16 protein-coding genes are annotated in these 18,827 nt (G+C 54.9%); 8 read left to right on the top strand and 8 right to left on the bottom strand.

Going from position 1 to position 18,827, the window contains the following annotated elements; translation table 11 throughout:
* Positions 1–4 precede the first annotated feature (4 nt).
* Positions 5–994: a hypothetical protein gene (locus tag RDV48_10035; protein MDQ7823120.1), complete on the bottom strand. Its 990-nt coding sequence runs from the start codon at positions 992–994 to the stop codon at positions 5–7.
* Between the two features lie 194 nt (positions 995–1,188).
* Between RDV48_10035 and RDV48_10030 the strand changes: the two genes are divergently transcribed.
* The 5 genes from RDV48_10030 to RDV48_10010 all read left to right on the top strand — a co-directional run bounded on the left by RDV48_10030 (position 1,189) and on the right by RDV48_10010 (position 6,401).
* On the top strand, positions 1,189–2,451 hold the full coding sequence (locus tag RDV48_10030) for an amidohydrolase (protein ID MDQ7823119.1): 1,263 nt from the start codon (positions 1,189–1,191) through the stop codon (positions 2,449–2,451).
* A 162-nt stretch (positions 2,452–2,613) separates the two neighbouring features.
* Positions 2,614–2,982, top strand: coding sequence for a hypothetical protein (locus RDV48_10025; protein MDQ7823118.1), 369 nt, complete (start codon positions 2,614–2,616; stop codon positions 2,980–2,982).
* A gap of 112 nt (positions 2,983–3,094) precedes the next feature.
* Positions 3,095–5,041: an ATP-binding protein gene (locus RDV48_10020; protein MDQ7823117.1), complete on the top strand. Its 1,947-nt coding sequence runs from the start codon at positions 3,095–3,097 to the stop codon at positions 5,039–5,041.
* Positions 5,042–5,056: 15 nt separating this feature from the next.
* Positions 5,057–5,392 (top strand): nucleotide pyrophosphohydrolase, encoded by a 336-nt coding sequence (locus RDV48_10015; GenBank protein MDQ7823116.1) that lies wholly within the window; start codon positions 5,057–5,059, stop codon positions 5,390–5,392.
* A 67-nt stretch (positions 5,393–5,459) separates the two neighbouring features.
* Positions 5,460–6,401, top strand: a complete 942-nt coding sequence (locus RDV48_10010; protein MDQ7823115.1) for an alpha/beta hydrolase — start codon at positions 5,460–5,462, stop codon at positions 6,399–6,401.
* Between the two features lie 193 nt (positions 6,402–6,594).
* On the opposite strand, the gene RDV48_10005 is transcribed toward RDV48_10010, so the two are convergent.
* Complete coding sequence (locus RDV48_10005; protein MDQ7823114.1) at positions 6,595–7,122, bottom strand: hypothetical protein; 528 nt, start codon at positions 7,120–7,122, stop codon at positions 6,595–6,597.
* A gap of 202 nt (positions 7,123–7,324) precedes the next feature.
* Between RDV48_10005 and RDV48_10000 the strand changes: the two genes are divergently transcribed.
* Together RDV48_10000 and RDV48_09995 are read left to right on the top strand one after the other, a co-directional pair.
* A complete protein-coding gene (locus RDV48_10000) occupies positions 7,325–9,133 on the top strand; it encodes an alpha-amylase family glycosyl hydrolase (protein MDQ7823113.1) in 1,809 nt (602 codons plus the stop codon).
* 3 nt (positions 9,134–9,136) lie between these two features.
* Positions 9,137–9,511, top strand: coding sequence for a CbiX/SirB N-terminal domain-containing protein (locus RDV48_09995; protein ID MDQ7823112.1), 375 nt, complete (start codon positions 9,137–9,139; stop codon positions 9,509–9,511).
* 26 nt (positions 9,512–9,537) lie between these two features.
* Here RDV48_09995 and RDV48_09990 read toward each other — a convergent pair whose 3' ends face one another.
* From RDV48_09990 to RDV48_09975, 4 genes are all read right to left on the bottom strand, one after another.
* Positions 9,538–10,176, bottom strand: coding sequence for an FHA domain-containing protein (locus RDV48_09990; GenBank protein MDQ7823111.1), 639 nt, complete (start codon positions 10,174–10,176; stop codon positions 9,538–9,540).
* Between the two features lie 75 nt (positions 10,177–10,251).
* Complete coding sequence (locus RDV48_09985; GenBank protein MDQ7823110.1) at positions 10,252–11,517, bottom strand: VWA domain-containing protein; 1,266 nt, start codon at positions 11,515–11,517, stop codon at positions 10,252–10,254.
* 70 nt (positions 11,518–11,587) lie between these two features.
* Positions 11,588–13,330, bottom strand: coding sequence for a SpoIIE family protein phosphatase (locus RDV48_09980; protein ID MDQ7823109.1), 1,743 nt, complete (start codon positions 13,328–13,330; stop codon positions 11,588–11,590).
* 35 nt (positions 13,331–13,365) lie between these two features.
* Positions 13,366–14,760 (bottom strand): serine/threonine-protein kinase, encoded by a 1,395-nt coding sequence (locus RDV48_09975; protein ID MDQ7823108.1) that lies wholly within the window; start codon positions 14,758–14,760, stop codon positions 13,366–13,368.
* A gap of 310 nt (positions 14,761–15,070) precedes the next feature.
* Here RDV48_09975 and RDV48_09970 point away from each other — a divergent pair, with 310 nt between their 5' ends.
* Complete coding sequence (locus tag RDV48_09970; GenBank protein MDQ7823107.1) at positions 15,071–16,420, top strand: radical SAM protein; 1,350 nt, start codon at positions 15,071–15,073, stop codon at positions 16,418–16,420.
* 8 nt (positions 16,421–16,428) lie between these two features.
* Here the strand turns inward: RDV48_09970 and RDV48_09965 are convergent, their stop codons facing one another.
* Complete coding sequence (locus tag RDV48_09965; protein MDQ7823106.1) at positions 16,429–17,820, bottom strand: MFS transporter; 1,392 nt, start codon at positions 17,818–17,820, stop codon at positions 16,429–16,431.
* 60 nt (positions 17,821–17,880) lie between these two features.
* The gene (locus RDV48_09960) at positions 17,881–18,762 is read right to left on the bottom strand and encodes a hypothetical protein (GenBank protein ID MDQ7823105.1); all 882 of its coding nucleotides are present in this window, start codon (positions 18,760–18,762) and stop codon (positions 17,881–17,883) included.
* Between the last annotated feature and the right edge of the window lie 65 nt (positions 18,763–18,827).

The following is an 18,827-nucleotide window of genomic DNA, read 5'->3' as shown; positions in this document are numbered from 1 at the left end:
TTCCTCAGACAGGGTGCACCTGTGAGCGGTATTTCTCATAAAGCTTTATGCAGGCCTCGCTCAGGCCGTCATAAAGGGCTTTGCTGTCCTCATCCTTCCAGACATTGCTCCTCACAAAGGAGGTCTTGTCCTTCCTGTTGTCAAAGCGCTGGATCGGCAGGTAATAGGACCTTTCCGGGCGCTCCACCTTGATAAAGCCTTCCTGGTCAGACTTGCCCATGAGGTGCTCAATGTCGTCACAGCCATATTCCTTGCGCATCACCTCTTCGGGGACTCCATGGGCCAGGATGCTCCCGGGGTCGTTGGGATCCTCCCTCTCCCTGTTCTTTCTGCGGGACTCCTCCGGGGTGACCCACACGTAGAGTATGGCCGCCTTCTCAAGTATCTTGGGGGTAAGAAGCTTCAGGTTGTATTCATAGCCGTAGGAAAGGGGCATTGACGAGCCTTCGGCGCCACCACGGGCAAACTCAATGATGAGCGTTGCGCCCGTCATGTCCTTGGGTATCTGGGTCTCCCGCTCTTCCTGCATCTTCCTGTATTCTTCCCTCAGGGCGTCAGCCACCCTGCGGAGCTTGTCCTCGTCAATAAGGGGCTTGCCGCTGCTGTAAAAGATTGGCTTCGCATTGAGCCTTGCCCTCGCGTCATCGATTCTCCTGTAGAGATCTTCAACTTTTGTGTCTATGACGCCATGCTTATCGATAAGCTGCTCATAGTCGTCGCTGAGAAGAAGGGTGAGGACGCCCCAGGAGACGGCTTCCTTGAAGGTCTTGTCAGGAGCGTGAAAGAAGACATAGTCTCCCCCGGCCTTCTTCAGTTCCACGTCAATGCATCTCATAAGGTGCACATAGAGGAAGTCATCCATCTGCGCATCCTTTCCCAGGTGAAAGATCTCTTTCTTGGCCTTCTCCTCCTGAGCGGCGATGAATGTCCTTGTTTCCGACTTTCCCGAGGCCGGGAGCGCGAGAAGAAGAATAATGTCAAAAACGTCTGCCATCCTGTTCCTCCTTGTGATTAGATTTGCCTGACTGTGAACCCCTTCTGAAGCCCCTGGAAAGGTATATATATCGAGGAGTTCATGAGTACCTTCTCCCTTTTGCCCCACATTCCTCCTGTCACCGGGGGAGCCGGGAGAAGGAAAGTTGCGGTCCTGATGGAACCATATGATAACAGAAAAAGGAGATTGTCACCGTGAGCCTTCTGATAAGGAATGCCGCCGTTAACGGCACCACGCAGGATATTTACCTCAAAGAGGGGCTGATTTCAAAGATCGGGACCCTGCAGAGCTTTGATGCAGATGAAGTGCTTGATGCGCAGGGCAAGATTGCCCTCCCTTCATTCTTCAACACCCATACCCACGCGGCAATGACCCTTTTAAGAGGCTACGCCGATGATATGTTCCTCCAGGAATGGCTGGAAAAAAAGATCTGGCCCGCCGAGGCCCGTCTCTCTGAAGAAGACGTTTACTGGGGCGCCAGGCTCGCATGCCTTGAGATGATAAAGAGCGGCACCACTTTTTTCAATGACATGTACTGGTTCTGGCAGGGCACTGCCAGGGCGGTGACGGAAATGGGCCTCCGGGCAGCTCTCTCGATAGTGATGATTGACATGGGCGACACATTGAAAGCCCGTGAGCAGTTCCGTCTGAATGAGGAATTCCTTGCCATGAGCACGACGCTTGACCCGAAGATACTCTGCGTTCTCGGCCCCCATGCAATCTACACTGTTTCAGAGGAGAGCCTCCGCTGGTGCGCCGACTTCTCAGAAAAAAACAGCCTCATGGTCCACATCCATCTCTCCGAGACGGAAAAAGAGGTGATTGACTGCCTCAACGCCCATGGGAAGCGCCCTGTTGAATACCTCCACTCCCTGGGGCTTCTCACGCCGCGCACCATAATAGCCCATGCCGTCTGGGTCAATGATTACGAGATCAGCCTCATGAGCGAGCATGGCGTGAAAGTTGCCCACAACCCGGTCTCGAACATGAAGCTTGCCGTGGGGAGCGCAATGCCCTACGGGAAGCTGAAAAAGGCAGGGGTGACGGTGTCGCTTGGAACTGACGGCTGTTCCTCCAATAATAACCTCGATATGATGGAGAGCATGAAGTTTGCCTGCCTTCTCCAGAAATTCCATTCCAGTGACTGCTGCATCCTCCCCGCGAAAGAGGCTTTCACCATGGCGACAGAGTCGGGCGCAAAAGCCTTCGGCCTTAAAGCCGGCGTGCTTGATGAGGGCTCTCTCGGCGATCTTATCCTTCTCGATGACCACAGGGCCGATATGACGCCGGGGCACAACATATTCTCCGATATCGCCTATTCAGCCTCGAGCGCTGCCGTTGACACCGTGGTATGCGATGGAAAGATCCTCATGAGAGATGGGATTGTACCTGGCGAGGATGAAATAATCTCGAAAGGGAAGGAATATTCCAGGAAATTCCGTCTCAGTTCCCCCTGAGGCAGGCTTTAAAAGAGATATGCCACCTGGAAAAGATTTACAATTTGTTCATATAATTGTTACATATTTTTCACAAGTTAACATATTTGATTCTTACATGAGTTCTCCCCCTCATGGTATAGTTGAGGTAGAGAAGATAAAAAGTGCGGGGAGAACAAGACAATGTCAGTAGGAATGGCGGGAGGCTCAGCAGCAGGAGGGTTCGGCGGCTTCGGCGGCGCGGCGGCAGCCGGTTCAGCCGGTGACGGTGGCGCTTCCGGTGGCGGCAGCGGCCTTTCTGGCGTTCTCTCAAGCCTTTATGCCCTCGCAAACGGCTCATCGAACTTCCATAACTACGCCGATATGTGGAACAATCCCACCGACCAGGTAAACCAGCCCGATGAGCAGAACAACGAGAAGGACCAGAAGGAAAAGATCGACGACAGGATGGAGAATCCCGTTGACCTCCTCACCTTCAGCGACGAGCTTATGGACGAGATGGAAAACGAGGGCAAGAAGCCTACTTCAATCTGGCCTCCCAGAAGGACCTAGTCCCCCGCGAAAAGGCACTCCACAGGCCCGGCGGCGCCGGGTCTTTTGATTTCCCCTCAAAAGAGGAACATTCCCTCCCCGCAGCAAATGATGAGAAGTTCCGTTTAAAGCCATGAATTACAGCCGCTATCTTTCCCTGTTTGTCATTCTCCTCTCGGTCTGCTCCCTGGCGGTGCTCACCATCATGGGGCTCTGCTTCCCTGCCCCGCCGCCCTTTGTGCTTTTCCTGTTCACCATGGTGCTCTATGGACTGAGCACTTTTAAAATCAAGATCCCCCGTGTCGCCATAGAGCTCTCAATCACCTGGCCCGTCACGTTCTTCGGGCTGTGGATCTGGGGGCCCTGGATAGGGACAAGCCTCATGGCAGCCATATTGCTGTACATCGCCACGCAGGTGCGGAGTGAATGGAAGCTCTTCAAGGAGTACCTGAAGGACTATGTCCTCTCGACATTCTACAACCTCTCATACTGCTGCCTTATCTCGTGCCTTCCCGGCATGGTCTATTACCTCATTGGCGGGACTCCCTCATTTTCCCGCCTTGATCTCTCACTCGTGCTGGCTCTCTCTGTTTCCGCCTCCCTGTGCTTTCTGATCAGCTTTCTTGCTACCAACACGAGGATTGCCCTCTTCGAGAATCTCTCCCCCTTCAAGCGCCATGTCGATCCCCTTGGCGAGCTCATGGAGCTGTCCCTCGTCTCTCTCAGCGTTGTGGCGGTTCTCATTTACAGCAGCATGGGGCCTCTCTCCCTTCTTCTGCTCATCGTGCCCGCTCTCTGCGGATTCTATCTTCTCAACTTCGGGATCAAGGCGGCGGCAGAAAAAGACGACATCTCCGTGCTCTTCGATTTTGCGAGGAGTATCAACAGCACTCTTGAGCTTGAAGCCACCCTTGAAAACATCGCGGAACAGGCAAGGAAGGCCATCAATGCCGAGGGATGGGCCCTCTTTCTCATAGGCGGGTCCGGTGAGGATATGGCTCTTCTCATTGCGGGAGGAACGCTTCAATCACTGCCCCGGGGCCGGGAAGTGCACGACAAGGGCGCCCTTCTCTCGTCGCTTGGAAATATTCAGAACCCCGTCTCATCATTCAAGGAAGGGGCCCATATCAGGGAGACTTTCTTCCCCCATCAGAAAGGGGAGATCTCCCTTGCGCTCTTCAGGGAGAAGGGGAAGCTCCTGGGATTTCTGATGCTTGTGAAGAATCAGTTTGAAAGGGATCACCGCAGCTTCCTTACCATCCTTGTCACCCAGGCGGCCCTTGCCATATCGAATGCCCGCCTCTATCTCCAAGCCCTGGAGACCAACAGGGAGCTCAGGGCGATACAGGCGCAGCTTGTCCAGTCAAGCAAGATGTCTGCCGTGGGTTCTCTGGCTGCAGGAGTGGCCCACAGGCTCAGCAGGCCCATGAAGACTATCCTCACAAGCTTCAACAAAGTCTCTTCAGGCGTCGAAAGGACCGAGAAGCTTGAAAGGCGCCTCTCCATCTCCCAGAGGGCCATCATACGGTGCATTGATATCCATGAGCAGCTTTCCCACTACACGCAGAGCAAAGAGAGCAACGACGAGGAGATACATATATGGCCCTTTCTGGAGGACACTCTGGAGCTCCTCGTCAAGCTCCTGGAAAAGGACAATATCGCCGTGGAGTTCAGGAAAACAGAGGTGCGCCCCATCAGGGGCAGGGCCGATCATCTCTCACAGGTGATCACCAACCTCATCCTTAACAGCAAGGACGCTCTTATAACGGCGCGAGGCACTGACAGGAAGATTATCATAACAGCCTTCGAAGCCGGCAAGGCACTTCATATCTCGGTGGAAGACAATGGCACCGGCATCAGGGAAGAGGTAAAAGAAAGAATTTTCGAGCCCTTTTTCTCCACCAAGGATATAGGCCAGGGCACGGGGCTCGGGCTCTCGGTGAGCCTCGAGATAGTGAAGAGGATGGGAGGCGCCATCTCAGTGGATTCGGAGCCCGGGAAAGGCGCAAAATTCACCATATCGCTGCCTTACCCGGAAGCAACGCTGGACAGAGCACCAGGGGACGTGCCCGATAAATAGCGAAACGGAGGCCTTATGGACAAAAGCACGACTCTCGGCTTCCTCAAAGAAAAAGTGGGAGCCTTTATCGACGAGCGGGAGTGGAGACCCTACCATGACGCCAAGAACCTGAGCATGTCTATTGCAATAGAGGCGGCGGAGCTCATGGAGCTCTTCCAGTGGGCCACAAGCGAAGAATCCCGACGGATCTCCCTTCAAGGCACGGTCATTGAAAAAGCTGCTGACGAGATGGCTGATATAATGATTTACCTGCTGAGCCTCTCGAGGGCCCTCAAAATAGACCTGAGCGAAGCGGTCCTCGCAAAGCTCAGCAAAAACGAGAAGAGATTCCCGCCAGGGACAGACCTTTAGGGAAATTATTGATATAATTTTTTGGCCCCAGGAATCTGAGTGCTTATCATGGGAAGGAGATGAGGAGATGAGAAATATTGTAATTTTTGTCGTTATGGTGCTGCTCCTCAGCGTACCCGTTTTAACAGGGGTGTCGAGCGCGGATTCGTGGACGCCCAGGGGGGGCGCCCAACAGGTACCCCTCTGGTCCGCCCATTCGCCGGTGCTGGCGGGTGGAATCCGCACATTGGAAGATCCGCAGATTCTGGCCGAGAAGCCGGTTACAAACGTCTCCAATCCGACCTACACGGTCTATTACCCCAGGGAGAATCCGTCGGGCACGTGCATTGTCATTTTCCCCGGGGGAGGACATCTGTCGCTGGCGATGGGTTTGGAGGGCACAGAGATTGCCGATTGGCTCACCCGATCCGGCATCACCTGCGTTCTGGTCAAGTATCGCGTTCCCTATTCCGGCTGCTATTGGGACAGTAAACTGCACAGGCACGTGACACCCAAGGTCCCCATGGCCTTGCAGGATGCTCAGAGGGCGATTTCGATCCTGCGGGCGCGTGCTCAGGAGTATCACATCAATCCGGACAAAATCGGGGTGATGGGGTTTTCGGCGGGAGGAAATGTGGTCGTGTTGGCCAGCACACGTTTCCAGAACCGTTCCTACAAGCCGCTCGACTCCATCGATCAGGTCAGCTGTCGTCCAGATTTCGCCGTCCCCGTGTATCCAGGACATATGACGATGAGCCACAAGAATGTGGATTCTCGAGCGCTGAACAGCGACATTGTGATTTCCAGGGGAATTCCACCGACGCTGTTGATCCACGCCAAGGACGATCCGGTCGATCCTGTCCATTATTCCGAGGTCTACGCCGCGGCGCTCAGGAAAGTCGGGGTCAGCGTAACTCTCAAGCTCTATAAGAGCGGCGGCCACGCCTTCGGGGTGAGAAAGCAGGACAAGGACTCCGACCGATGGACTGAGGACGTTATTGCCTGGCTTCAGCAGCTCAAGATCCTCTGAAATTGACCCATAATATCCTGGGCGCGGGACTCAATCGAAAAAGCCAGTATCAGCAGTATTATCAGCATAGAAGGAAATCTCGAATTGGTAAAGATTCTCATCGAGAGAGGTGCTCCAGGCGGTCCCGCGCGAAAAAAATAAGAGACGGACCTGAAGGTCCGTCCCTGAAAGCTTCGTTTTGTTCGTGATACTCCTAGAACTTTTCTCCGTCCAGGAAGTAGATGCCATCCTTGAGCGACGACGAGATTGAGTTGAGCCCCGTGTTGAAGAAGGCTGTCCCCGGGCCGGCCGTGAGCGTTATCTGGCCGATATCCTTGAGCGGAGCGGGAGCAGGAAATTCCCAGGGGAGATCGAGGCCCTGAAGAGGAGGCGTGTCATCAATGAAGATTCTCCCCGTAGTGTTCCCGTTCTGCTCTTTCCCTGCCTGTCCGATGCCCGTGAGGGTGTCGGCGCTCACCATGTCGGGACCCTTCTTTGCCGCGGGCATCTGCCAGTCGGTGACGAACTGCTCCGAGGGCTTCTCCGGCTCCGCCTTTTTCTCGGCAGGCTTTGAAGGGAGCTTTATTTCAGGGGGGGTCTTGAAGTTGACTTCCAGCTGGTCTCCCAGAGGCTGCTGCCACTCGGTGACAAAATTCTCTGAAGACTTCTGCTGCAAAGGCATCTGCCTCGGAGTCAAAGGCGATACATTCATGTTCGGGTTGAAGCTTATCATGTCGCTCATATAGTTCCCCTCCAGTTTCTGCGTCAGATCCATCCGCCCTTATTATACTATAGAAAACGTTGAAAAATCAGCTGTTTTTTGTTAACAAAATGTTAACGTACGGACATGGCGGCGCTTCTTCCCAATCGCAAGAGCCCGGGGAACAGGATTTTTCGCCGTGGCATTGAATTACCCTCGATTATCATGCAGAAAGGCGGAACCTATGCGCACCGAACGCAGCCTCAAAGAACTCACGCTCCATATACCAAAGGACGCCTTCCCTTCACCGGCGGACTGGAGGGACCAGGTGCTCTACCTTATCATTGTGGACCGCTTCTCTGATGGAAAAGAGCAGCTCCGCCCCCTCTACGATCCCTCATATGACGGTAATGCCCTCGATGGGGACGGAGGGGCGCGATGGCGGAACGCGGGGATCACCTGGGAAGGCGGCACTCTGAAAGGCATCATCTCAAAGCTTGACTATCTCCAGGGGCTCGGCATCACGACGCTCTGGCTCTCGCCGGTTTTCAGGCAGAGGGCCGACTGGAGGGACATCGCCAGGGAATATTCATTTGTCACCTATCATGGCTACGGCATCCAGAACTTTCTTGATGTCGATCCCCACTTCGGCACCAGGGAGGATCTGAAGGACCTCGTGGCCCAGGCCCACCAGAGGGGCATGTATGTCATCCTGGACATAATCCACAACCATACGGGTAACAACTGGTACTACCAGGGATTCGAAGGGGTGGAGAACCTGAGGAACTTCCCCTCTTACCGCGGGGAGCCTTATCCTTTCGGCGGCTGGAGAACGAGAAAAGGCGGAGGATTTGACGGGGCCATCGAAGAGGCCGATGACGCCGTGTGGCCCGTGGAGTTTCAGAACCCCCGCTGGTACAGCAGGAAAGGCGCCATCGTGAACTGGGACACCGAGCCTGAATACCGGGAAGGCGATTTCTACGAGCTCAAAGACCTGGATCATGAGAACAGGGAGGTCCTTGACGCCCTTATCAAGATATACCGGTTCTGGATATATTACACTGACTGCGACGGCTTCAGGATCGACGCGGTGAAGCATGTGGGCCTCGATACCTCGAGAAAATTCTGCAATGCGATCAGGGAATATGCCGAGCTGATAGGAAAGCACAATTTCATGCTGATGGGAGAAGTGGCAGGAAGCGAGCATATTGCCCTGGAATACCTTGCTGATACCACGCAGTCAGGCCTGAATTCCGTGCTGGACATCAACGGGCCTCCCCGGGCCATGGAAAAGGTGATCAAGGGCTTTCTCACTCCCATGGAGCTATTCCAATACTATACCAAGAAATCAAACCTTCCGCTGGCAAGCCACAGGGAGATGGGCAAGTTCCACGTGAGCATCCTGGACGACCACGACCAGGTCTGGCGTTACCCGGAGGAGGGCAAGGCCCGCTTCCTGGCCGACAACCCTTTCCCGGAGCAGATTGTCCCCGCAACGGGCTTCCAGCTCACAAGCCTGGGGATCCCGTCAATATACTATGGCAATGAGCAGGGCTTCGACGGCAAGGGGGGAGTGCCCTACGCGGACCGGTGGGTGAGGGAGAGTATGTTCGGAGGGGAATTCGGCGCCAAGAGAACGAGGGGAGTGCATTTTTTCAACGATGCCAGCCCCCTCTACAGGAAAATCTCAAAGATCTGCGCCATCAGGGCATGTGAGCCCACGCTCCGTTACGGGAGGCAGTATTTCAGGCAGATTTCCAGGGGCGGCGAGGCATTCAGATGGCCGGAACCGAAGGAGATCATAGCCTGGTCAAGAATTCTTGCTGGCGAGGAGATCCTCGTTGCTATAAACACAAACGCCCATGAGCCCCGCCATGCCCGCATACTTGTCGAGAGCGAGCTCCATGAGGCACACACAAGGATGGAGTATCTCTTCTCCAGCAATGGTCCCATCGATCACGCCTTCTCGGAGGTGCTCTCGGAAGGCAAATACAAGTGCGTCGATGCACAGGTCCCCCCCATGGGGATGATAATCATGAAAAGAAGGGAATAGCTGGTGAAAAAGGCCGTCATTCTGTTCGCACACGGGAGCATGGATCCCCTCTGGAGAGAGCCCTTTGAGCGCCTGAGGGAGAGGGTCCAGGAAAACAACGCCGGCATCCCCGTGATGCTCGCCTACATGCAATTTTCCCCGCCAGCCCTTGCTGATGCCCTTTCCGCCCTGAAGAGCCGGGGCGCCGGGGAGGTCCTCGTCATCCCCCTTTTCCTGTCGGCAGGGGGGCACATGAGGCACGATCTCCCCGAAATAAAGAGAAAAGCCATTGAGGCTTTTCCCTCTCTTTCTCTTGTCTTCACCGATATCCTGGGCTCCAGGCCCGAGGTCCAGGACGCCTTTGTGCTGGCGATACAATCCATGCTCTCGGGGGCATGACAGCCTCCGCCCTCCCCTTCCAGCGGCTATGACATTATGGTGAACACGGCCTCTGTCTTTCCCAGCCTCAGCTTGTCATCGTTCTTGAGGATCTCCTGGGCGCCCTTGACAGCCTTGTTGCCATTCACAAAGCTCCCGTTGGCGCTTCCCACGTCCTCAAAGATAAACTGGTCATTCTGCTTTATTATCTGGGCATGCCTCCGGGATATGTAGGATTCAGGGTCATCATCGGTAAGGTCCACGTCGGGATAGATCCCGTCAGCGGGGCTCCTCCGTCCGATAGTGATGACATCCTTGTTCAGAAGAAACTCTTTGCTGTTTGCCAGGACTGTGATCTTCGCCTTCGCGGTCGCAACGGGAGGAGGCGCTGATATCACCTGCTGAGGCGCGTCCCCGCCTGCCGGCACTGCTGCCGGCGCACCCAATCCTGCGCCGCAGTCCTCGCAATAGGCTTCACCTGCAGGGTTCTCTGCCCCGCAGGAACCGCACTTCATCATACCGCCTGCAGTGACGACAGGCGGAGCCTGCTCGACGACAGGAGGCTGCACAGGGGGAATACCGGCAGCGGGAGGAGGCGCCGCGGAGCCCACAGGGAGTTTCGATCCGCAGTCTTCGCAATAGGCCGCACCTTCAAGATTTTCAGCACCGCATTCAGGACATTTCATTGTAGTTCCTCCTTTATCTTCACAGAGTATTTATTGGTACAGATTCAATCGGCCTTGAGCACTGGGCCGTCGCCGTTACATGGGAAGCTGGTCGAGAAGCTGCGTGAGCTTCCTCGTACCGTATTCAAGCTTTTTGGTTCCTGCCGATGTGGCGCCCGTCCCTTTTTCGATTCGCTGGGCTTCCGCAAGCGCCTGATCGGCAAGCTCCTTATGGCCATGATCAAGGAGCGTCGTTGCCGCCGAGCGAAGCAGCTTTGTGGCCTTGGCTTTGTCGCCGCTCTTGGCGAACTCGAGAGCCCGGGTCTGCTGCCGGAAAACGCTCACAAGGTCAATCACGTTCATCACCTGGGGGTTCACCACCGAGGCAAGCGCCTGGTCCAGAGTATAATTTATCAGGATATCCTGCCCTATGACCTCGCTGCCTGCCTGGGGGACACTGTATATCGCCTCGACCCTCCCTACGCGATAGGTGCCGGCCTGCCGTGAAGGCAGCACCAGCTCGAAAAGAACACTCTGGGGCTCATTTTTCTGCAGGTCGCTCAGGGTGACCGTGATGGTCTTATCGACGGCGGGAAGTGTTCCCATATCGGTGATGAGAGGCTTCACCTTGAAGACCCTCCGGGCCTCAATGTCCTTCATGAGCTTCACCTTGAGAGTGGGGCTCATCACCATGACGCTCTGGACTCCCTGGAGCTCCTGGGCGAAGATGTTGGGGATGTCCCTGGGAATGTCGATGTAATAGGATTTGCCGCGGCATGAGTTGGCAATGTCAATGAGGAGCTTTTCGTTGAAATCATCGCCCACGCCGATGGTGCTGAATGAGATGCCGAACTCCGTCGTTCTCCGGCACTCATCCTTGCATTTATTCTCATGGAGGGTCAGGCCGTCGGTGAGGAGGATGATATGGTTGGTTCTGTCCCTGGAGAAATTCTTCTTCACCTCAGAGATGGCGGCGTTGATGCCCTTGAGCATCTCGGTGCCCGAGCCCACGTCAACCTGGTCTATGTTGCGTATCATCTTCTTGGCAGATTCCTTGTCAAAGATCTGCCCCGCAGGGATGAGGACCCTCGACTTGTCAGCGAAAGGAACGATCGATATGATATCGCCGGGCCTGAGCTGATCTATCACGTACTGCACGGCATCGATTACATATTCAAGCTTCTCCGCCTGGTACATCGAACCGCTCTTGTCGATTACGATGGAAAGGTTGAGAGGGGCGGGGCCGTACGAAACCTCTTTCCCGGCCTTCAGATCGATGAGCATATATACCATCTTGTTTTCACTTGTCACCAGCACGTTCTGGTAACTGAGCTTTGCATCAAGTAACACTTCACCTGCCACGATTCTCGCCTCCTTTTTTAACTCTTTTCAATAAAATCAGGTGATCTCCTCCTTATGGGGCCTGCGCTTCCTACGTGCTGTCAGTCATTGTCACGACGATGGCGGTGCAGTTGTCATCAGCGCCGCGCTCCAGGCAGAGCTCCACGAGCCTGTTGCATATCTTCTGGGGCTCCTTATACTCCTGCACCAAATTCAGGAGCTCGTCATCAAGGTAATACTCCCACACCCCGTCGGAGCATATGAGGAGAGTATCGCCGCTCTGGAGCTTTCTCTCGTAGACGTCCACATCAAGCTGGGGACTCGTCCCCAGGGCACGGTACACCATGCTTCTCTGGGGAGACCTGAGGGCCTCCTCCTTTTTCATCTGCCCCATTTTCACAAGGCGTCCCACAAGCGAGTGGTCTTCCGAAATCTGCTCTATGGTGTCCCTTATGAGGTATACTCTCGTATCGCCCGCATGGCCCACCACAAGAGTGTCGCCCTCTATGAGGGCAGCAGAGATTGTCGATCCCATGCCTTTCCTGTAGCTCTCCTTCTGTGAATACTCAAAGACAATGGAATTTGCCTGCTTGAGGGCCTCTGAGGCAAGTATTTTATTCCTCTCCATTACCTCCTCGGGAAGGAGCATCCTGGTGCCCTGCCCTGCCTCAACGGGGATCCTGCTCTCAACCATGAAGTGCGCGATGGCCCTGATGGCAAGGGAGCTTGCCTTTTCCCCTTCAGCCTCGCCTCCCATACCGTCTGCCACGACAAACAGCGCACAGTCCTTCGGCTCTGACTTTTCATAAGCCTGGAAGATCATATAAAGGCAGCTGTCCTGGTTAATGGAGCGCACACAGCCTATATTGGTAATCATCCCGCTTTTAAAGGAGAGGCTTACCGCCTCGGGAAGCTTTGCCCGTGTGGCTTCCTCGTCATAGACCTTCTTCAGGGCGTCCATCAGGGCGGTCACTGACTGGAAACGCTCATCGAGCTTCTTGTTCACCGCAGTGAGAATGACATTTTCCACGTCAGGGCTCACCTTCACCTTATACTCATTGAAGGGAGGGAAGGCAAAAAAGGTCTCCCTCTGCTCCAGGTGGGGAGTCTTTCCGGAGATGAGGCAGTAAAGGCTTGCGCCGATACTGTAAACATCAGATCGCACGTCAACTTTCCCATCGCCTATTCCATAAGCTTCAGGGGCAGAAAATCCCGGGGTGACGGCGCACTCGTCAGGCACCTCCCCCAGGGGGCAGAGCCTTTCAAAGCCGCTCAGTATCAGGGAATCATTCTCCTGCCTTATGATATTTGAGGGCTGAAGCCCCCTGTGCAGGAGATTTTTCGCATGGAGCTTCCCAACGGCTTCGCAGAGGGAGATCCCCCATTCCATGACCTTCAGGGGAGGAAATGCCGCCTTGTCACGCTTGAGAACATCTTCAAGGGACTCTCCGGGGATCACCTCGCTCACGAGGAAGGCCTTTTCACCGTTTTCAAAGTATTCAAGAACAACGGGAAAGCGGGGCTCATTGAGCTCTTTGAGGACATCCCACTGGAGCTTGAGCACGTTTGACTGCCCGGCCCCCGCGAGGGGCTTCTCGTATACCACCACTTCCTTGTCGCCCTGGCTGTCCCTGGCTTCGTACCGGAAGCCTTTGAGCAGGGGGAAAGATGCCGAGATCCTGTAGCGGCCGTTCAGCTCGTCACCGGCTTTCAGGTGGCCGCTGCTTTCCGGCTCACTTGACAGTGATGGCGTTTCTGCCACAAGCTGGGCGCCGCAATCGTCGCAGTACTCCTCCCCTTCGCTGCTTGGCCTTTTGCAATTAGGACAAATCATAGTGTTTCCTCCTGTCTCGACTCAACAAAGCGTCTTCATATGCTTCCCTGCCTGAACCTGGGTAGTACCATAAAATAAGTGACGGCTCCAAGAATGAGGAGCAGCCAGAGCAGTGATATTATGGAGGCTATCATCATGAGCACCCCGAGAGGCCCCCTTTCCTCGCCGGGATGCGAATAATACATGCTCAGAAGGATCACGTAAGAGAGAAAGCCCAGTGCCGGGATGACAGTAAGCATGGTGAGAATCACCGCTATTGCGTATTTCCATACGCTGACGGCCTGAGTCTCCAGGGAGACATTTACGGGGAGGGAGAGCTTTACGCCCTTCCCGGAAAAGGTGATATCGGCCATATAGCTTCCCCCATGGGCCAGGCGCGTCGTGTCTATGAGTATATCGATGACGGGGCTTGTTCCTTTTACCGAGGAGGGCTTTATTTTAAGCCACTTCTTGTTAGAGGTAAGGCTCCCTTTCACCTCGCCGATTATCTTCACGCTCATCTGGCGCATGCTGCCCCTTTTCAGGATGCCAAAGTCAAGGCTCTGGGGGTCGAAATAAGGATCGGCACCCTGCTGCAGAGCGAGAAGCGATGTCGTCACGGCCCTGGGAAGAGCCGGAGGAAGCTTTGTAAATCCTTCCACCACCTCGTCCATCGACTGGAACCTGCTCTCTGGCGCCAGGTTCACGCATTTCATGATAACCTCCTCTATGGAGGGAGGGATATTGGGATTAAAGTTCCTGAGAGGGGGGAAATGGAAGGGCGATTTTGCCGGATCCTCACCGGAAAGAGCATAGTATACGGTGGCGCCGTAGCTGAAGATGTCAGAGCGCTGATCCGTCTGGGATTTGCCGTACTGCTCGGGCGGCGCAAATCCAGGGGTTCCCAGCACTATGGTATCCTTCTGCTTGCCCGAGACAAATATGCGGGCTATGCCGAAATCAATCAGCTTGACCCTCCCGTTTCCCGTAATCATGATGTTTGAAGGCTTGAGATCCCTGAAAATCAGGGGATGGGGCTTCTGGTTATGAAGATAGGAGAGCACGTCGGCAAGCTGCATTGCATAGTTGATAACCTTTTCAAGGGGCAGGGGGCCCCTGGCCGAGACAATCATATCTTCCAGGGTCTCCCCCTCGATATATTCCATGATGAGATATTTCCTGTCACCTTCAGGGAGGAAATCGGCGACCCTGGGGAGGTTGGGATGATCAAGCGTGGCGAGGTGATGGGCTTCTTCGGTGAAAAGCTTCTCTATCTCCAGCTTTTCAGCCGTATCGGCCGACTGGTGCACCATCTCCTTCACTGCCCACTGTTTCACCGGAAGGCGCTTGTCTGAGGCCAGATAGACAGCACCCATGCCGCCCTGGCCTATGACCTTTTTTATCTCGTAGCGTTCCGAGAGCACCGCGCCTACCGATAACAAATCCGCCACAGGCCTGTCTCCTCCTGCATCATAACGGATAGACTTGTCCGGAGCCTGCAATAGGTTTTCCCCACCGCGCACCCCTGTCTCTCTGTGGGCATAATTTCCCGTCATTCACTATTCTCGCTTTCCATATAAAATCCTGTGTAATCGCTTATTTACGGGTATACTGACGCGCATTACATATTACACGATCCCTCTGAGGGAAAATGCAGAACTGATGAGCAATTCTGCACGTATCATGCTGACGTCCGTTATGCTCTGGAGTATAAAAGGGGAGAGGACCTTTACAGAAAAGGGAGAAGCATAAGGAAACCCAATGGCAGCGAAAAAGCTTCTTGTCATCAATCCCTGGATTCACGATTTCAAGGCCTATGACCTCTGGATGAGCCCCCTTGGCCTTCTCACCGTCATTGCGCTCCTGAAGAGAGAAGGCTATGAAGTACATTACCTTGACTGCCTGAACCGCAATCATGAAGGCATACCCTCCCATGAGCGCCCGCCTTCGGGACCCTCGGGGTGCGGTAAATATTACTGGGAGGAGCTGGAAAAGCCCTTCCTTTTCAGGGATATCCCCAGGAGATACAAGCGTTACGGCATCCCCCTCAAGTCATTCAAGGCAATGCTTGCCTCCATGAGTCAACCCGATGCGGTTCTCGTCGGCTCAGGCATGACCTACTGGTACGGCGGCGCCCACGAGGCAATAGCGGAAGTCCGGGAGTCTTTTCCTGGAGCGCCGGTAATTCTCGGGGGATTATACTGCAGGCTCGCCCCTGACCATGCCAGAATTCACTCCGGAGCCCACCACGTCATATCCAGCGGCGAGGCCGGTTCCCTGCTGGATATTCTCTCGTCTCTCACAGGAAAAGAAAGGGTGCACCGTTATGATTCATATGCCGACCTGCCAATGCCCGCCTATGAGATGATTGAGCACATGGAATATCTGCCCCTCCTCACCTCGACGGGATGTCCCTGGCGCTGCTCCTACTGCGCTTCATCGCTGCTTTATCCCCATTACCACTCCAGAGACAGTGGCGAGATCCTCTCCATGCTTGAGAAGATCTCATCCGAGAGGTCCCTGGACCACCTCGTGCTCTATGACGATGCCTTCCTCTACCGTTATAAGCGCCATGCAGGTCCCCTCCTCTCGAGGATGACACAGGAAGGCCAGAAATGGAAAATTCATACCCCCAACGCCCTCCACGGGTGCTTCATTGACGGGCCGGTGGCCTCGACATTGAAAAAAGCGGGCTTTAAGACCATCCGTCTCGGTCTTGAATTTCTCTCAAGAGAAATGCAACATTCCACGGGGGGGAAAGTCTCCGCCCACGCGATGGAAAAAGCCATCAGGTGCCTCAATGAGGCCGGATTCAGCCCGAGGGATATCGGGGTTTATGTGATGGCCGGTGTTCCCGGGGTAATGAGCGCGGAGATCAGGGAGGCTCTCCTTGCCGTTCACCGATGGGGAGCCCTGGGAAAGCTCGTGGAATACTCACCCATACCGGGCACGGGCCTCTGGAACGACTTTCCCGGCACAGGATCTCCCGAGGCCTGGGACCCCCTTTTCCACAACAACACATTCCATACCTACAGGGGAACGGTCCTCCCCTTCGGGGAGTTCGAAGAGCTCAGGCAGCTCTGCCTGGCCCTGAACAGGAAGCTGGCGTGAGGGAGGAGTCAGACCTGCTCATGCATGGGGCGGGCATTCCAGCAGAGGGTGAAAAGGAGCGCGGCGAGGACCGCAGAGACTATCATGATATAGAATCCTCCGTCCCATCCATACAATTTCACCGTGAGCCCCATACCATACCCTGACACTATGCCGCTCAGGTACCCGAAAAAGCCCGTGAGCCCGATTGCCGTGGCTGCTGCATGCTTTGAGGCCAGGTCCGCGGTGGTGACGCCGACAAGGAACTGGGGCCCGTAGATGAAAAAGCCGAGGGCAAAGAGAAGCAGAGTGGCATTCAAGGTGTTTCCGGGAGGGAGCTTCCAGAAAGCCATTACAAGGACGAGCGTTACCGCCATGTAGGCCACGCACACAGGTGCGCGCCTGCTCTTGAGATACTTGTCGGTAAGCCATCCTGCCAGCACAGAGCCCACAAGGCCGAAGAGCTCGAACCCCGCCGTGATCCAGCCCCCATGCGCGAGAGGTATTCCCTTCATCTCCTTGAGGCATGACGGCGCCCAGTCCAGGAAGCCGTAACGGAGGATATAGACGAAGAAATTCGCAAAGCTTATGTACCATATGTATTTGTTGCCGAAGACATGGCGGCGGAGGAATTTTTTAAAGGACTCATTGTCAAAGGAGTCCTTGGTGACTGCCGCCCCTTCATCATTCATATACTGTTCCACGGGGGGAAGGCCAAGGGAGCCCGGCGTGTCGCGAAGCCTGTTGATGGCGAAGAAAGCCGTCGCCATGGCAATAAGGGCCGGCACGATGAAGCAGAGCTGCCATCCCGCCAGGTGAAAGACCGGGCCTCTGCCCAGGAAGGAGGGAATCGGGAGATTCAGCTCTCTGCCGGCCAGATAGCCCGCCAGGACAAGGATGAGGCCGGCTCCCACCTGGTGGGAGGAATTCCACATGGCCCACTTGGTGCCGCGCTCCTTGGGACTGAACCAGTGGCTGAGGGTTCTCGCGCAGGGGGGGAATCCCATCCCCTGGAACCACCCGTTCAGCATCCAGAATATTCCGAAGGCAATCACGGAGCTTGAAAAACCGAAAAAGATGTTCATAAGGGCTGACATCAGAAGCCCTATGGCCATGAAATACCGGGGGTTCGCCCTGTCTCCCAGGATGCCGTTCAGGAACTTGGACACGCCGTACAGGAGTTTGTGAAGGGTGAGAAAGAGGCCGAGGCTGTCTTTTCCTATTCCCATTGCTTTCTCCATCAGGGGCATGGCAATGGACATGTTCTGCCTCACGAAATAAAAAACGGCGTACCCGATGAAGGTGGAATACATCATTCTTATACGCCAGTAGCGGTACTTTTTCTTGATCTCCCCGGCATCGGTGAGCATCTCCCCGGCATCGGGCACCGGCTTGAACATCTCAAGGAATTTCTGCATCATGGTTATTCAATGCTCTCCTTCCTAATATATTCTCCCCCCTCCCTCTTTATGCCTCGCCGGTCATCTTCCGCGGCCCGCCGGATCAATAGTCACCACGAGGTTCTCAATGATTCTTCCCAGCATGTGGAGCTTCTCTGCGGCCATCCTCTCGTCAGGCGGGCCCACCTCACCAGGAATTCGGCCGCTGTCGAGGAGAGCCAGGGCCGGAATGCCCTTTTCGATAAAGAGGGCATGCACTTCTTTCCTGCTTATGGGAGCACTGTCCAGACTGCTCCCGCACCCGAGGCGCCCTGCCGATTTCCTGAGAGAATCAGAGAGCCATTGAGTTGAATCCTTCTCAACAAAAGTGCCATCAACTCCCTGGCAGGCAGGATCAATATATATGAAAGCCTTTACCCTTGAGAGCTCATCCTGGGCTGCAAGGCTCCTGATGAATTCCAGGGCCTTTTTATTGCCCTTTCCACCGTCAGATGCCCCGTCAAGAAAGGTAAACCAGACGGTCAGGCCCTGTTTTTTCACCGAGGAGGACCTGGCCAGCTCCAGCAGCACTCCTGCTGCTGCCGGAAAAGCTTCATGGCTTCCTCTCCCCTCACCGGCCTTATTATAGGAGGTGGCAAGGATAATAATGTGATCTGAAGCTCCCGGCAATATACCTGAAATATGGTTGATCCTTCCTCCATCGCACTGAATCTGGGCGATCTTCAATCCGCATTCCACGAGGTGCCGCCTTATATATGAAGCGGAAGGCGCAAAAGAGCTGCCGTCAGGGGAGGTGCAGGTCCTGTATGAGAGGGCTGCCGCATGGCGGTAAGCCCTTTTCCCGCTGTAAGGCAGTGAAGTGGCGCTCCTGCTGGAGAAAAGATCGCAGGCCATGAAGACTGCCAGGGGCAGCAGCAGCAGAAATGCCACATACTGGCTTAAGAGAAGCCATTTCTTTTTCATAGGCTCACGATCCCTGAACTCACCCGTTAAGGCAGGATAGCCTCATTCTATACTATTACCGGGCT

Source organism: Candidatus Eremiobacterota bacterium (assembly GCA_031082125.1).
In the GTDB taxonomy this organism is placed as follows: domain Bacteria; phylum Vulcanimicrobiota; class CADAWZ01; order CADAWZ01; family Ess09-12; genus Ess09-12.
The sequence above is the reverse complement of the archived record's forward strand: the minus strand, read 5'-3'. Positions and strand labels throughout refer to the sequence as shown.